Genomic DNA, 13,653 nt, shown 5'->3' on the forward strand with positions numbered 1-13,653 from the left:
CCACACGCACCGGACTGGCGGCACTATTCACCACGATAAACGGTCATAAGGTCCAGCATGATCACGGCTACGGGTGGCGTTTCGACGCGCCACCGGCTGTTGACCCACGCACGGGCCGCGCATTCGTCCGCACGATACAGGCCGATACCCTCGACGAAATAGCCGAACAGGCATGGTCCATCCCTAACCCAACATACGACGATCACGGGAGAATTGCGGCATGATTACGCCAGACCGCGCCATCCGCATCATTCACGAACACGGGCATATGGCCTGCCAGACCGATGCAAGCGACAAGGTGCTAGCACGGACCGTATGGACAGACCGGACAGGACACGTGGGACATTCGTGGGAATGGGTGTCCTGCACCTTTCCGGCAATCCGCGCATGGTTAGGGTATTGATCATGGGGCAGCCTCTCACAATCGCTTATCTTGGCTCGTGCAAGTCGCGGGCCGCTTTCCTCGACCGCTTCGGCAGCCGTCCGGACGTTTACGCAATACCAGAGGCTCCTGACGATAGCATGGAGGACTTGCGCAACACCTTAGAAACGACCTTGAACGTGTTGGCCGGTTTGGACACGCGCCAGATTGCAACCGGCCTGCGCTGTTTCGTGCTCCCTTCGGATTGGCGCGGACCTTTGCACCCATACAATGAAGGCGAGCAATACAGCCCGTCATGCGTTGCGGTCCGCGTCACGGGAGGCCGCAACGCATGTATGAGCTGATAAAGGACTGTTTCGCGCTGGTCGGGCTTTACGGGTTCGTTCTGGCGCTCTGGTATCGCTATATAGACAACCGCTGACACCACGCCAGCGCGTCAGGAAAGGCCATCCTTCGGGGTGGCCTTTTGCGTTCTTGGGCGCTGGCAGGTTTCGCCCTGGTGGCGGCAGCCAGCAACCCGCCGGATGAAGCCGACCGCATACCACCACGCCGTCACACCGCCAAGATACGCCACAGGATGCCCGCACAGGTCGATTGCCTCCCGTCTATACCCTATCATACCGGAAACCGACAAAGGGCACTGTGCGGTAATCCTACGGCCTTAAACGGCATAGTGCATTTTCTGACGCGGAAAGTGCAATTTTGTGGCATAGACCTGTTGACGGGTTCGCAAAAGGGAACTATACACTAAGACAGACAACGGGAGACATGCACACAACGACGACTCAACAGGCCGCCTATCAATTCAACCGGCCCGTTGCCGTGCGGATGCCCTCATCTATCGAGGGAACCTTAGAGGCATTGCCGGGAAGGTTTCGGACCCCACGCGCCTGTGCCCGAGCGGCCATCGAGCGGGGCCAGGCACCCGGCCGCCGATTTTTTTTTAAAAAAAAAAAATACCGCCCCCTCCCCATCCAATTTTTAAAAAAAAAAATCCGCCACCCTCCCTTTATTTCAGGGAGCCTTTTCAGGGCATCACAGTGCAGCTCGTCGTGATCCCAGCGTTCATGCAGGTTGCCGATCCTCCCATTGCATCCGTTACGGACGTGACAGGCCCATTCCGAACCGCTGTGATCTGGTGGGGCAGTCCCTCGACGGGCACGACAGGTTGAACAGGCTGATCGACGTATGCGGGCGCATACCGCGTAACGGGGGATGGTATCACCACAGGAACGGCGACGGGGTAGGTCTGCACTGTCGGAGCAGGCTGCGAGAACACAGACGCTTCCTGATTGTCCAGTCGGCCCAGAATTGCTCGCTGTCTCGGGGTCATGCTGCGGTATGCTGCCGCCTGCCTCTGGGCATCATCCGGGCCGCGTGACGGCTTGGTGGTCTGGACAGCGGGCTTTGAACCGAAGTCACCGCCAGGACAAAATCCCATCTTCCCACAGAAATCATAGGACGCTGTTTTCTCGGCCTTCTGTGGATGCTTCGCGCGGTAGTCGTTCGCCGCCTCGATGGAAAGCTCCTGTATCTCCCGATCCTCTGCGGGCGTGACAGGATGCGGGTACGCGCTGCTTGCTACAGCTCCCATTGTCAGCCCGACGATACCAGCCGCTAGCATAGTCCTTCGCAACATTCCCTTGTCCTCGCCATCATTTCCGAGACTGGAAAAGGCTGCCCATGGCCGCTGTCAGTCCGAAGGCTGCGAACCCGTAGAGCAACATTCTCCATGCTTCATGAGCCATTCTCGGTTGGTCCTCGATACCCTGCTTCACGCGGAGACATCCCCTGATCCATACCGGCCAAAATCTTCAACCAGTCGCCCACGGAATGTCCGCTCTCCCTATTAGAGCTAGTATTTTTAATATCTATAAATGGTCCTGTGCAATCTTTGCACTTGGAAGAAACGGACGCCCAAGGTCGTTTGAGAGACGGGTCAGCTCGCTCGACTTTTCCGACGATGAACCGATAGGCGTTGCTTGTCCTTACCCATCGCCAGCCATTGCGGACACTCCGCTGAGTGCGCGAGACGATCCCGAGAGCGACTGCCGCCTTGATGGCATACTTCGCGGTTCTCAACGACACTCGGGCGGCTCGCGCCAGAGTCTCAAAAGACGGGAAACGCACTCCATTTTTCTCGGGAAAATTGGCGAGCGCGGTGAGAACCATGAACTCTCCGCGAGTGATATTTTTCATGTCGTGATGTTTCCAGATCAGAGACTTGATGATCTGGACACGGCTTTTCCGAACTGACACGTCGATTTTTCTCCGACACGAGCGTCGAGAACACCGCTTGCCTTTTAGCTCCGACCTAGTTTACAACGTCGGGGCAACCATTTGTCTGGCAGTGAAAACTCGTCGAACTCGTGTGTTGTGTGTGTGACTAGCTCGCCATTGTGTGCAAAGTAGTGGCGAACACTTCCTCAAGGGCGCGTAGGTGTGCAGACCTCGCGCCCTTTTCATTTACAAAATTGCAGAAAGATGTCCTCCCATAACCCGTTCGAGTCCTTAACGATTCGTGCAGGATTCATAGGATGGGGAAACGGATCCGTCAATCGCAAAAGCGAACAGGCGAAAAAACAAAGGGCGCAGAACAGCCGTTAAGCTATCCGTACGCCCTTGTTCTCAGTCGGTTAGGTATCGACCGACATATTCCCATCCGGCCCGTTCGCAGTATGACACGGCTTCGTTCGTCGCATCCTCAACGGACGTTCCGCGAACCGGAAAGATTGCCGAGAGGCCCCCTAACTTCAGCTCGGAACATGAACGTCCGGTCTTTGCTCGAAGTCGTCTCGCCTTCAGGTTTCTGCTCAGGCGGGAGCTGGGTGTTGGTGGTCGTCATTGTCATCGTCTTCCTTCATAAGCACCAGCGTGCCGGAACACAGAAGTGCCAGCGCGTCCGCGATATGCTGTGCATTGGAGGGGTTCATTCTCGGCCCCACAGCGCCCACCAGAAGGGCCGCAAGCCCGATCCGGGTGGACTTCTCGCTCAGGCGAGCCAGAAGCCACTCAGCGCCGATCCTCGCGGTTCTTTTGAGGGGGTTATTTCGTGGCAACGGTTGCCCGCTTCGCGGCATCGGACTGGCAGGCCCGCGCGGCCCGGTCCTGATCGTCCAGCTCGATCAACATGCTGGAGACTACATCCATCGGGACGCCCTTGGTCTGCGCCATCGTCAGCTCGCCAGCTGCCTGAATGCGTTCGTCCATCGTGAACTCACGGACAGTCGGACACGGGCCGGGAACATAATCCGGCCTGTCGGCGCAGGCAGAAAGCAGCGCGAGCAGAGCAAGAGAGGCGATCCTACGCATCAGAACGCCCCCTTGGGGTTCTTCAGGTCCGCAAGCAGCTCGCTCTCGTTCGACGGGCCTGCTGCTCGCGCAGCCGCCTCATCCTGAGCGACAGTCGCCACTTCGGTGGCCTGTGCTTCGGACGCCTGGGCGACCTCGGCTGTCCCTGCTGCGGTGCCTGCCTTCTGGCCCACGATATAGAGCCAGACGACAAAGCCTACGCAAAGCGCGACAATGACTGCCACGCAGATGTAAATGGCCATTTATCTCCTTTCAGTTTGTTGTGTTTCGCCGGTTCCTCGCCGTTCCTCACTCGCGTTCTTCAGCACATGACCGGCACGGGCAGGGCATTTCCCTGCGCAGCGTGTAGGCGTAGTCGGCCGCCGATGAATTATCGACGCCAGCAGCCTCCAGCACGGACAGCTCATGGGCATCGTGGATCAGGCTGTCATACTCCCGGCGGGAGATCGTGACGGTTTCTTCAGCCATCAGCGGACATCCCGGCACTTCGACGGATCTGGAAAGCCCAGGTCTTTCGCCGCCCCGACGAAGTCGATCTGGCCACCGTCGAGGCTATTGTCGATCATGTGTTCCGTTCGGGTGCGGATGTGGGTTTCGACTGACGTTCCAAAGAGGCGCGGGGAGTGCCACTCGATTGTGCCGTCCTTTTCCGCCTCAATGGTCTGGTTGTGCAGAAACCAGCAGCGATCCGGCCGATCCTGAAGCGGGCCGCTAAAGGACACGACAACAGCATCAGAACCCTGCTGACATGCCGTCAGGCTGCCGCACAGCAAGAGTGCGGACAGCGCGGTGATGATCTTTCTCATGATATTGTTCCGTGTTGTGTGTGGTTTGTATTCGCGCTGTGCAGGCGCGGTTAAGCGGCTTCAGGTAGGTCGATGTCCGACCAGTCCCGCCAACGCAGGAAACCAGCATGACGGGGCCGTGTGTAGCCGCCCAGGTGGTCCATGTGGTGAACCGTCATAAGCTGATAATTTCCCTGTCGAGCGTCATCATGCAGACCGAAGCGTTCATCCCATAGCGTCTGCTTCTGGTCCTTCGTCAGCTTTCCGGTGCCGATGATGTGTTCCTGGTCCTTGAACGGACCATTGATGAACCGCACACGGAGCTTTCCGGCAGTCCCTTTGCCGACCTTTCCGGCCTTCGCAGAGCTGCGCTTGGTCCGCCCGGTCGCATCCTTCTCGGCCTTGTTGGTGTTGGCCTGCTCCTCAATCACTTCCAGAAGGATTGCTTCATCGTCCCTGTAGGGCTTCAGCTTGAGCAGATAGCCCTCCTTGCGGGTGGACCGTCCGAACTTGTAAGGCCCGTTTAGGGAGCGCACCATGACGCCTTCAAACCCCCGCGCTACCGTCTCTGCGTAGTAGCGTTTCAGGGCCTCAAGGTCTCGGATGAATACCATCTCGACATGCCGGACACGCCAGCCATCGAACTCCGCCACATCCACCATATTCCGGGACCACTCAATCCGGTTTCGAAACGGCTCCTCGTTCACGTAGTCGAACACCCAGAAGGTGAAGTCCGGCTCCCCAGAAGCGCGGCGTATTGCCCCGCCCGATTTGTTGAAGATTTCCGGGTCATTCGCGGCTCCAACCACCAGCTCCCCGTCCAGCCCATCAAGGTCCACTTCGTAGTCCTTGAAGAACTTCTGAATGAACTGGTTGCCGTGGGGTTCCAGCTTGGCAGATAGAGCTTGGCCACCTGAAGCAATACAGCGGTAGCCGTCGATCTTGGGCGAGGCGTAGCAGGGGAATGTGAAGTCTGACCATTCACCCACATCGCCCTTCATTGGTTTGAAGCCTTCGGGAAGGCTCATAGCGGCAGTCCAAGGCGGTTACGGGCATCGTCAAGCGACCAGAAGGACCGATCATGCCAGACTTTGTGGTCAACCGAATGCGTGAAGTCATAGTCCCACATTTCACCATAGGGAAAGCCCATGACAACACGGAGCTTGCACGGTTTTCGTTTGTTCAACCACTTCATTTAATCTTCACCACGCTCTGGGGTTTCACCGTGCGTTCCCACACTCGGCCTTCGTCATCATAAGACAGCCCAACGCGGACCATCTTGGCCGTGAAACCCGTGACAGTCCCACGCACAAGGTGCCCACCTGATCGGCTGTTGGGCCGCACCACAGCGACCGCATCGCCCATGTTTATTTCGTTTCCGATAAAGTCAGTTGTCATCTTAACCCCAATTTTCTGCGAATGCTTTTGCAATCCCCTCGTAGGTTTCTGAACGGACCTTCCAACGATCCTCGGAAGGGCCAAGGCGGTTCTGGCCACTGTCGGTCTGGTTAGCCCATCTCTCCACACGTTTTCCTGTTCGCGGGTCCTGAACGATCCTCGGCGGGAACCAGAGTGTCTTATCGGGCACTGCGAGAGGTTTCAGACCGGATAGCCATAGGCAGGTCTTTTTCGATGCGTCTGCGCCAAACCAGTAAGGCTGTATGATCTGGTCAGGCTTTCTTATCCGGGATGATACGCAGCTTACCGGGTTCTCAATGGCTATCTTGGGACAGGGGGCATCCATCAGGAAGCGCACGAAATCCAGTGCATCTTCTGTCAGCGCAGCTCTGGTCGGGTTTCGCTTGTTCCAGTGCAGACCTGAGACTGACAGATAAGTGCATGGGGGGTGGGCAATGAGCAAATCCCACCCGTCCCCAATAATGTCCCTTACATCGCCTTGGTAATGCGGGCCGGGTCTGTCCGTGGGCAGCAGGTCGCATGACATTGCATCATGCCCTTTCGCCAAGAAGGCATCCCTAACCTTGCCGCTATATTCGCACGCAATTAAGACGCGCAAGCGTTCTTCAGCAGCGAGTGCTTGCACCCTTCAAGGACACCAAGAGAGAATGCAATCGGCTCGCCACCAAAATACTCGAAAAGAACAGCCTTAATCTCCGCTTCGGCCATTTCGACACGGGTATGTCCTGGAAGGTGGGGAAGCTCCTCGTCTGCGATGCCCAGCAGCGGTTTCCCGGTGAATAGGTCAACGACATTGGTTTCCTCCATGGTTACTTTGGCACCCATAGCTTTACTTCCTTTTATTGAAGTAATAGTCATCCTCGGTTTTCTCCACGATCTTCACTGTCTGGACGCAGGAATGTGCCCGGTCCATGACGGCACAGCGAGCTTCAGCTGGACCATAACCATGCTCAATCGCGGCCTTGACGACTGCATCGTCATGCGTGGTCGCCACGTCAACCGCAGTTGAGATTGTGATGGCGAGCGCCACCACTCCGACGCAGATCATGCGCCAGAGGTTGAGCCAGAAACGGTTGTTATCCAGCTGTTCATCGTAATCCATTATTTTACCTATCGGTTAGAAGTAATAGCCAAGAACCACAAAGAACAAGGCGAAGTCCGATAGCGCCCATTTCACTTTGGTTGCCACAGGATCACCTCCTTATTCTTGAAGTTGTAGTCGGAAGCCCGAAGGATGCGGGCCACGCGGGCCTGCACCAGCATGTCCTCGCGGGTCATGCCTTTCTTCTCGAATTGCTCTTGCACGGCTGCCCAGAGTGCTGGCAGGCCATCCTTCGCGTGCTTGTCGATCAGCTTGTTCACGGAAACCGGGCCAAAGCCCTTCAGGCCCGTATATCCGTCCGTCACGTCCCCTGTGAGGGTCTGCTTGACGTGCAGAAGCTCGCCGTCCAGTTCGGAAACCTCGACCAGCTGGCGGTTTTTCATATCAAGGTGTGTGCCGGGTATCTGGCGAAGGTCTTTATCCTCGGACCAGATCACTTTCGGGCCTTTAATGGTCGGCCCTGTGCCGAGAATGCCCAGGCAATCGTCGGCTTCCAGACGCGGGCGCAGAAACACGGTGTAACCGCTTTCCTCCAGCACCCACTCTTGAAACTGGCTGTATCCGGGGGGCTTGCGCTTCCGGTGCCCTTTGTAGGTGGGCAAAACCTCTTTGCGGAAGTTGTCTTTGCCGGTGATGCAGAGGATTGTCTGCTTACGGGGAACGCCAAGCCGCTCTAGCGCGGCCTCAATTTTCTCGATGTCGGCCCGAAACTTGGCCTTTGCGTCACCCATCCGGGTGAAGGTCGTCCAAATGTCGGAACCGGGCGACCATTCAAAATCTTCAAGGGACGCGGAAACCGCGCTGAAAGCGACAATATCGCCGTCGATCAGTAGCGTTGCCGCGCCCGTATCATCCTGTGGTATGTTTGATCATTCCTTCTTTGTTTTCGCCACCTTCCTAACGACAGCGCGTTTTACCAGCTGGAACTTCCCGCGCTGGTAAAGGCGCTCCATAAGGGCGACCCCTTCAGGCAGCACGTTGATTGTGTTTGCGCCGTGGAACTGCGACCACGTTTCGTCGAAATACCGGCCGCGATATTGTGAGGGCACGGAATATCCGGCTGCCGCTTTCCGAAGGTATCCAAGCTCCACCAGAGTGCCCATCACCAGACGCAGGTTCACACCAGACAGCCGTCTGGCAACCTGTCGGACAGACAGGTTTTTTGATGCCCGATTCATGATCTGGTCAAAAGCCTCGGCCTTCGCCTTGAAGGTCTCGGCCGCCTGCGTCAGCTCGGCCACACGCTGCTGAAGCGTCTCAACCGTCTGCAAGGCGACCTCAGCGCGTACGCTATCTGGAACCGTGGGGTCATTGATGATTTCCTCGCCCTTCACATACGCCCCACGACTGCGAACGGTCGGCAGGACGGACTGCGTCACCCAATCCTGGAACCGGGTGGCCACTTCAGTGTTCCGGTGCGCTCGCAGTATCACCTTATACAGCCCGGACTCAGTGACCATGACTGCGTTCTGCGGCCCGCGTGAAGTCAGGACTTTGTGCGTCTGGCGCTCGCCATCCGCGAAGATAGACTTCAGATTGTCCGGCCGGTTCCCGAGGATGCTGCAAACGTCCGTCAGCACGAACATGAGGCGGCCCTCAATGTCCACTGTGCGGACCTTTACCATGTCCTTCGATGTTACCGGGAAGTCGTGAAAGATTGGAGTGAGGGAAGCCTCAACATGCTCGGTCATTGTTACTCTCCATTGTGTGCAGAGCGGACTATTGCATGTCTGTAAGGCTCCCTGCAAGGCTCCCTTTACGCAACCCTCCCTTTATTTCAGGGGCGGTTAATGGCGCGGTTGTCCGCCATATCTGCGGCTTATTGCCTCGGCCGCGATGCGCCGCGCCCATATGTCCAGATCGGCCATCGTCGGATTTACGATGTCGAACTGAAAGAGGCCGCGCATCTGCTCCAGCTGTCCCTCATATTGCTTCGTCTGGCCATCGGCCTGATCAACCTCGCGCTCGACACGGACAAGGATGCCCCGGCGCGACACTACCCACCACGCCTCATTCGCAAAGCGGACATCATCCACGATGATGAACGGGAACGGGTTAAAGGCGATGTCGTGTGCGAGTGCCTTGATGAAGTAGTTGTTCGACACCGCCCGAAGCCCATGCGTGCCAATGTCGATCATGAGCTGGCGCGGGGTTTTCCCGTCCAGAACGTCAAGGGGACGATCCTTGCCTTCCGTCATGGCCTTGTGAGGGTTTCTGACGCCAACACGAGATAGAGCCAGAGAACAAATGGCGCGGAGAGGCCCCGCAAAGGGGCGGATGTCCGTGGACATGACCCCCTCAGAACAGCTGATCTTGTCGGCTACCAGCTTGGCAAGGGTGGACTTCCCCATATGCGACATGGGCGAATACAGCCCGATAATGACCGGGCCTTCCCGCGCCTGCTCGACAGCAGGGGACAGGGGCGGCTCATTGAAGCCGTAGCGGTCCTCCTTGGCTGCTTCCAGCGTGGCGTATGGGGACGGCTGGATTTCCCCATTCATAACCGCGTGGATTGTGTGGGGATCAGGTGCGCAGGTAAGCATGTTCAATGTTCTCCCTCACAGCTTCCATCAGTTCATCGGCAGTCAGGTGCATGTCGCGTGCCAGGTGGAGGATGTCCTCCAGAGTCAAGCGGCCTGCCGGAAGTGCGAGATCGGCCGTCTGATTGCCTTCCATCCCACCCGTGGGGATGTGGAGGGTGGCTTTCCCTGCCGGTCCACTGGTGACGGTGATCGTCCCACGACGACTGGCAGGCTTTGCGGTCAATCCTGCGTCAAAGGACAGGCTATCATCCCGCTTCGGGTTTTCTGGGTAGCGTTTGAACGGCATTGTGCGTGTGTTCTTCTTGTTTGGTGGTTGAGTGGATGGCACCCCACAGGCAATGCAGACCTGCGGGTGTGATGTGCCAGACGCGGCCATGGCCACATCCCAGACGGACGCTGATCAGTCCCTCGGATGCGGCTATGGCCACCTCATCGGCGCTTTCCTTCGCCAAATTGGATTTCGTGGTGAATGGGCTGTCCCATGCCTCCCATAAGATCGGCAGGACTTCGGGCGGGATTAGTGCGTCTCGGCCCATGTGCGGCCGATCTTCGCATCCCCGTTTAGGCGACAGTCAAAGCCGAGAGCCTCGCCTGCGGCTGTTGCCATGTCCTTGCAGACCTGTGCGACTGTCTCAGCAATCTCCGGTGTCCGGCAGGCGATCTGCACTTCATCGTGGACCCACGCGCAGAACGAAAAGTCTCCGCTCAAGCCCCACTTGAGGCCGCGCCGGAGCAGTTCGTCATAGATCATGACAATCCACTGCTTGCAGACGATGGCACCGGCCGACTGAAGCAAGGTGTTGAGGGCCGCGTGAGGCTTTCTGATTGTCAGCCTTCGGCCGTCGATACCTTCGATCCATCCGCGCTCGGCTGCTTCCCGCACCTTGTCGCGCAGCTTGGCCAGCGCAGGCATTCCTTTGAGGAACTGCGCCTTGATGCGCTTGCCTGCCTTTTTCTGTTCAGCTGCGGATGCGTTGGGCAGCACGATAGCGCCGATCAGTTCATCACCGGCCCCATAGAGATAGGCGTAGATGAACGTCTTGGCCTTATCGCGGGTGGGTAGGCCCGCTGCCTTCATGTTGACCGTGTGAACGTCCCCGTCCAGCACGACAGACACATAGGCCCCATCGTCGTAAATCGACAGGTAATGTCCGAGACAGCGCAGCTCCAGCCCGGACATATCGGCCCCCACAAGGGTCCATCCGGGTGGGACCGTGAACAGGCTCCGGCACTCGAACCCGAAGCCGCCCGCAAGCCCCTTCAGGACGTTCCCATCTCCATCGTGGGCAACCTTCATCACCTGAGCGATGTTTGGCCGCTTGTGGGTTGCTCTGCCCGTTACCGCTCCGGCTGTCTCATATTCGCCATGAATGCGCCCGTTTCGCTCCAGCTTGAGCCAAGCGTTCTTGCCTATGGCAAGCATCCCCAACGCCTTCTCAATGGCGTAATACTCCCGAATGATCGGGATTTCGGGGAAGTCGAGCTTTGCCAGAACAGCATCGTCGAGATTGACGCGCCCTGTCCGGCCATCACGCGGGGCATCCCAGCCGTATCTCAGCTTCAGGCGCTCGGCCAGCTGCTCCCGGCCTTTCGGCTTCAGAGCTTCCATCTTGCGCTTCTGGAACGGGACGCCCTTCACATACCCACGGACTTTGTTGTTCACCTTGGGTATGATCGTCGTGATGCGCTCGATCGGTGGGAAAGCCCGCTGTATCTGCTCAAACAGCTCATTGCTGCGGGCCGCAAGATCGGCGTAAAGCGTGCCTGCGGCTTTCACATCGAACGTGAAGCCTTCCACGGTCATTTTGAAGCACAGGTCCGCAACCCGGCGCTCCAGCTCATAGACACGAGGCGTGATCGTGCCGTCAGCAAACTTCTTGCCGATCTGCCGATACAGGGCCAACGTTACCCGCACGTCCTGCTCGCAGTAGGTCTGCATGGCTTTGGTCCACTTGGACCAGTCGGCATCTTCGCTGAAGTCACCCTTCAGGACGCCAAGCCGGTAGCCCCAAGCCTTCAGGCTGTGGGAACCGATAAGCCTCCCTGGAAGCGTCCCTTGCTTCCAGCGGAACATGTCACCCTGCTTGATTTCCGGCCACAGAATACGGGCCAGCAGCAGGGTATCGACGATCTTTGACCTGTCCCACTTAAGACCTGTGATCTTCTCCAGCGCGGGGATGTCATAGAGCAGGATGTTGTGCCCATAGAGACGATCAGCCTCATGCAGCAGCTTCAGACCCTCGGAAATGGGCACGTAGCCCGGTTGGTCTGCGCAGCTGATCCACTCCTTTCGGTCTGGGTCATACAGGACGATGGAGTGGATTATGGAAACTTCGTCGAGCAGTCCGTTGGTCTCAATATCGAATAGAAACCTGCGCCCGCTCAATATGCAGGCTCCCTCTGAGGGTCACTGGCAGGCTCACTTTCATCCCGCGAAAACTCGTCCACAGGGTTGTCTCGATAATCGGCCGGATAGTCGAGCAGCCGTCCCGTCTTTGTGTCATAGAACAGCTTGCAGGCCACGCCTGTGGTGCTGAATTGGCGGTTCTTCAGGACGCGAAGCGTGATCAGATTTCGGTCGTGGGCATCCTCGGCCTGCTGATTCCGCTCCAGCGCCACAACGATGTCGGATAGCTGGACGATCGAATGCGACCCACGGGCATCCCTGAGCGAGATTTGGCCGCCTTCCTCGTGCGACTTTCCGCCCTTATCGCTGCCTTTCGTCAGGTGGCTGACAAGGATCACGCATATCTTCAGCTCTTGGACCAGAGAGCGCAGCTTGGTCATGGTCACGTCGATGGCCTTGCGTTCGTCCATCGTGACGATGCCTGATAGCATGATGCTCAGGTGGTCCAGAATGATGTAGCGGCAGCCACCGGCGAGTGCCAGGTATCTGATCTTGGCGAGGATCACATCAGGATCGACGGACCCGAAACTGTCATAGAAATAGACCCCCTCACGGCCCGCTGTGCGGTCATAGGCGGCCTTCATTGTGGTCCGGTCGACGCCCTTCATGGATACGTCCAGACGCTCACCTACCTCATATCCGACGATGCCGAGGGCAGTTCGATCCGGGCCTTCCTCTAGGTGAATTGCCCCGATGTTCTCGCCACACTTGATCAGATGATGCTCAATCGCGCGGCAGGTGGTGCTTTTCCCTGATCCAGTTCCAGCCAGCAGCGTGACAACGGACGGGATCGGCAGAAGGGGGATGTGCCCCTTCATCATGTCCCACGGAACAACCTGGCCTTCGGGGCCTTTGTAGTTGGTCAGGCGTTCCCACAGTTCACCACCAGACAAAACGCTGTCGGGACGCCACGGGTGGGCGTCAAAATTGGCCTGAATGATTGCCTGCACCTTCCCGGCCTTCAGGCAATCATTCGCGTCCTTAAGGGGCAGCTTGGCGATGAACGCCTTGCCGGGTGGAAGCACGCTGGCGGCTTCCTCAATCGCCTTCTGGCCCGGTTCGTCGTTATCGAACATAAGGATGATGCGCTCGTATCCGTCGAGCCATTCATAGGCTTCAGACAGGGCCTTCTTTGCGCTCTGGGCACCATCCGCCAGGGAGACGACCGGCCAGCGGTTCTGCTGCGCCTGGGACACGCTCAGGGCGTCAATCTCGCCTTCCGTTATGATGATGCGCTTGCCGGAGCTGGGCCACAGGTGCATTCCGTAAAGCGGCTCTGCATCCTTCTTATCGCCCAGCCATGTAAACTTTTTGTCTCGGGTGCGGAGCTTCTGAGCTACCACGCGCCCGGATGAATTGTATTCCTGTGCCACATGGACGGTATCGCCATGCTTGTTTTTGCCAGTCCCATATCCCCACTTCTGGCACGTCTCGGCCGTTAAGCCGCGTGCGGGAATACCAGAGAACTCTAAGTCCTCGATCAAGCCTTTATCGGGCCTCCCTTTCGGTTTTTGTTGTGTTTGCTGTGTCTGGCCTTCGTCGGCCCCCACGCGCCTGCGCTGCCCACAGTTGAAGCAATGCGACCACCCTGCATCGTTTACGCTCAGTGCATCACTTGATCCGCAATCTGGGCAGGGCATGTGCGTGGCGATGAACCCTTGAGATTCCGCCAAAGTCTTGGATCGGTAAAAGAAAAGGGCACG

20 protein-coding genes are annotated in these 13,653 nt (G+C 57.7%); 2 read left to right on the top strand and 18 right to left on the bottom strand.

From position 1 onward, the window contains the following. A partial coding sequence (locus B3759_RS05035) for a hypothetical protein (RefSeq protein WP_291364246.1) occupies positions 1–224 on the top strand: 224 nt, incomplete at its 5' end. Beyond that, positions 221–403 carry a hypothetical protein gene (locus tag B3759_RS05040; protein ID WP_291364249.1) on the top strand — a complete coding sequence of 61 codons (183 nt, stop codon included), beginning with the start codon at positions 221–223 and terminating at the stop codon, positions 401–403. The genes B3759_RS05035 and B3759_RS05040, both read left to right, overlap by 4 nt. 1,006 nt (positions 404–1,409) lie before the next feature. Here B3759_RS05040 and B3759_RS05045 read toward each other — a convergent pair. The 18 genes from B3759_RS05045 to B3759_RS05130 form a co-directional block, all read right to left on the bottom strand. Continuing rightward, positions 1,410–2,021 carry a hypothetical protein gene (locus B3759_RS05045; protein WP_291364251.1) on the bottom strand — a complete coding sequence of 204 codons (612 nt, stop codon included), beginning with the start codon at positions 2,019–2,021 and terminating at the stop codon, positions 1,410–1,412. Positions 2,022–2,119: 98 nt separating this feature from the next. Next, positions 2,120–2,581 (bottom strand): helix-turn-helix domain-containing protein, encoded by a 462-nt coding sequence (locus B3759_RS05050; RefSeq protein ID WP_291364253.1) that lies wholly within the window; start codon positions 2,579–2,581, stop codon positions 2,120–2,122. Between the two features lie 614 nt (positions 2,582–3,195). Continuing rightward, entirely contained in the window at positions 3,196–3,441 is a 246-nt protein-coding gene (locus B3759_RS05055; RefSeq protein ID WP_291364255.1) for a hypothetical protein, read from the bottom strand. Further along, positions 3,428–3,694, bottom strand: coding sequence for a hypothetical protein (locus tag B3759_RS05060; protein ID WP_291364257.1), 267 nt, complete (start codon positions 3,692–3,694; stop codon positions 3,428–3,430). Before B3759_RS05060 ends, B3759_RS05055 begins: the two co-directional genes overlap by 14 nt. Continuing rightward, positions 3,694–3,936: a hypothetical protein gene (locus tag B3759_RS05065; RefSeq protein WP_291364259.1), complete on the bottom strand. Its 243-nt coding sequence runs from the start codon at positions 3,934–3,936 to the stop codon at positions 3,694–3,696. Before B3759_RS05065 ends, B3759_RS05060 begins: the two co-directional genes overlap by 1 nt. Positions 3,937–3,982: 46 nt before the next feature. Further along, the gene (locus B3759_RS05070; RefSeq protein WP_291364261.1) at positions 3,983–4,162 is read right to left on the bottom strand and encodes a hypothetical protein; all 180 of its coding nucleotides are present in this window, start codon (positions 4,160–4,162) and stop codon (positions 3,983–3,985) included. After that, positions 4,162–4,500, bottom strand: a complete 339-nt coding sequence (locus tag B3759_RS05075) for a hypothetical protein (protein WP_291364263.1) — start codon at positions 4,498–4,500, stop codon at positions 4,162–4,164. Before B3759_RS05075 ends, B3759_RS05070 begins: the two co-directional genes overlap by 1 nt. 50 nt (positions 4,501–4,550) lie before the next feature. Next, complete coding sequence (locus B3759_RS05080) at positions 4,551–5,507, bottom strand: hypothetical protein (RefSeq protein ID WP_291364265.1); 957 nt, start codon at positions 5,505–5,507, stop codon at positions 4,551–4,553. Beyond that, the gene (locus B3759_RS05085) at positions 5,504–5,674 is read right to left on the bottom strand and encodes a hypothetical protein (RefSeq protein ID WP_291364267.1); all 171 of its coding nucleotides are present in this window, start codon (positions 5,672–5,674) and stop codon (positions 5,504–5,506) included. The genes B3759_RS05080 and B3759_RS05085 overlap by 4 nt, the downstream gene beginning before the upstream one ends. Continuing rightward, a complete protein-coding gene (locus tag B3759_RS05090; protein WP_291364269.1) occupies positions 5,671–5,844 on the bottom strand; it encodes a hypothetical protein in 174 nt (57 codons plus the stop codon). Before B3759_RS05090 ends, B3759_RS05085 begins: the two co-directional genes overlap by 4 nt. Before the next feature lie 639 nt (positions 5,845–6,483). Beyond that, positions 6,484–6,756 (bottom strand): hypothetical protein, encoded by a 273-nt coding sequence (locus B3759_RS05095; RefSeq protein ID WP_291364271.1) that lies wholly within the window; start codon positions 6,754–6,756, stop codon positions 6,484–6,486. Continuing rightward, complete coding sequence (locus tag B3759_RS05100; RefSeq protein ID WP_291364273.1) at positions 6,728–7,000, bottom strand: hypothetical protein; 273 nt, start codon at positions 6,998–7,000, stop codon at positions 6,728–6,730. Before B3759_RS05100 ends, B3759_RS05095 begins: the two co-directional genes overlap by 29 nt. A 71-nt stretch (positions 7,001–7,071) precedes the next feature. Further along, positions 7,072–7,731, bottom strand: a complete 660-nt coding sequence (locus B3759_RS05105; RefSeq protein ID WP_291364275.1) for a hypothetical protein — start codon at positions 7,729–7,731, stop codon at positions 7,072–7,074. 138 nt (positions 7,732–7,869) lie between these two features. After that, positions 7,870–8,691 carry a BRO-N domain-containing protein gene (locus tag B3759_RS05110; RefSeq protein ID WP_291364277.1) on the bottom strand — a complete coding sequence of 274 codons (822 nt, stop codon included), beginning with the start codon at positions 8,689–8,691 and terminating at the stop codon, positions 7,870–7,872. A gap of 96 nt (positions 8,692–8,787) precedes the next feature. Continuing rightward, positions 8,788–9,543: a hypothetical protein gene (locus B3759_RS05115; RefSeq protein WP_291364279.1), complete on the bottom strand. Its 756-nt coding sequence runs from the start codon at positions 9,541–9,543 to the stop codon at positions 8,788–8,790. Beyond that, entirely contained in the window at positions 9,524–9,919 is a 396-nt protein-coding gene (locus tag B3759_RS05120; protein ID WP_291364281.1) for a hypothetical protein, read from the bottom strand. Before B3759_RS05120 ends, B3759_RS05115 begins: the two co-directional genes overlap by 20 nt. Before the next feature lie 141 nt (positions 9,920–10,060). Further along, positions 10,061–11,929, bottom strand: a complete 1,869-nt coding sequence (locus tag B3759_RS05125) for a DNA polymerase (protein ID WP_291364283.1) — start codon at positions 11,927–11,929, stop codon at positions 10,061–10,063. Then, the coding region (locus tag B3759_RS05130) for a toprim domain-containing protein (RefSeq protein ID WP_291364285.1) at positions 11,926–13,653 on the bottom strand (1,728 nt) is incomplete at its 5' end. The genes B3759_RS05125 and B3759_RS05130, both read right to left, overlap by 4 nt.

Origin of the sequence: Acetobacter sp. UBA5411 (assembly GCF_002409645.1) — a bacterium.
Lineage (GTDB): Bacteria > Pseudomonadota > Alphaproteobacteria > Acetobacterales > Acetobacteraceae > Acetobacter.

What these genes read in the sequence shown, in the direction of transcription:
- B3759_RS05065 (WP_291364259.1), bottom strand. Translation starts at nt 3,936, where the DNA reads ATGGCCATTTACATCTGCGTGGCAGTCATTGTCGCGCTTTGCGTAGGC.
- B3759_RS05080 (WP_291364265.1), bottom strand. Translation starts at nt 5,507, where the DNA reads ATGAGCCTTCCCGAAGGCTTCAAACCAATGAAGGGCGATGTGGGTGAA.
- B3759_RS05075 (WP_291364263.1), bottom strand. Translation starts at nt 4,500, where the DNA reads ATGAGAAAGATCATCACCGCGCTGTCCGCACTCTTGCTGTGCGGCAGC.
- B3759_RS05045 (WP_291364251.1), bottom strand. Translation starts at nt 2,021, where the DNA reads ATGTTGCGAAGGACTATGCTAGCGGCTGGTATCGTCGGGCTGACAATG.
- B3759_RS05100 (WP_291364273.1), bottom strand. Translation starts at nt 7,000, where the DNA reads ATGGATTACGATGAACAGCTGGATAACAACCGTTTCTGGCTCAACCTC.
- B3759_RS05115 (WP_291364279.1), bottom strand. Translation starts at nt 9,543, where the DNA reads ATGCTTACCTGCGCACCTGATCCCCACACAATCCACGCGGTTATGAAT.
- B3759_RS05070 (WP_291364261.1), bottom strand. Translation starts at nt 4,162, where the DNA reads ATGGCTGAAGAAACCGTCACGATCTCCCGCCGGGAGTATGACAGCCTG.
- B3759_RS05110 (WP_291364277.1), bottom strand. Translation starts at nt 8,691, where the DNA reads ATGACCGAGCATGTTGAGGCTTCCCTCACTCCAATCTTTCACGACTTC.
- B3759_RS05060 (WP_291364257.1), bottom strand. Translation starts at nt 3,694, where the DNA reads ATGCGTAGGATCGCCTCTCTTGCTCTGCTCGCGCTGCTTTCTGCCTGC.
- B3759_RS05105 (WP_291364275.1), bottom strand. Translation starts at nt 7,731, where the DNA reads ATGGGTGACGCAAAGGCCAAGTTTCGGGCCGACATCGAGAAAATTGAG.
- B3759_RS05040 (WP_291364249.1), top strand. Translation starts at nt 221, where the DNA reads ATGATTACGCCAGACCGCGCCATCCGCATCATTCACGAACACGGGCAT.
- B3759_RS05095 (WP_291364271.1), bottom strand. Translation starts at nt 6,756, where the DNA reads ATGACTATTACTTCAATAAAAGGAAGTAAAGCTATGGGTGCCAAAGTA.
- B3759_RS05090 (WP_291364269.1), bottom strand. Translation starts at nt 5,844, where the DNA reads ATGGGCGATGCGGTCGCTGTGGTGCGGCCCAACAGCCGATCAGGTGGG.
- B3759_RS05050 (WP_291364253.1), bottom strand. Translation starts at nt 2,581, where the DNA reads ATGAAAAATATCACTCGCGGAGAGTTCATGGTTCTCACCGCGCTCGCC.
- B3759_RS05120 (WP_291364281.1), bottom strand. Translation starts at nt 9,919, where the DNA reads ATGGCCGCGTCTGGCACATCACACCCGCAGGTCTGCATTGCCTGTGGG.
- B3759_RS05085 (WP_291364267.1), bottom strand. Translation starts at nt 5,674, where the DNA reads ATGAAGTGGTTGAACAAACGAAAACCGTGCAAGCTCCGTGTTGTCATG.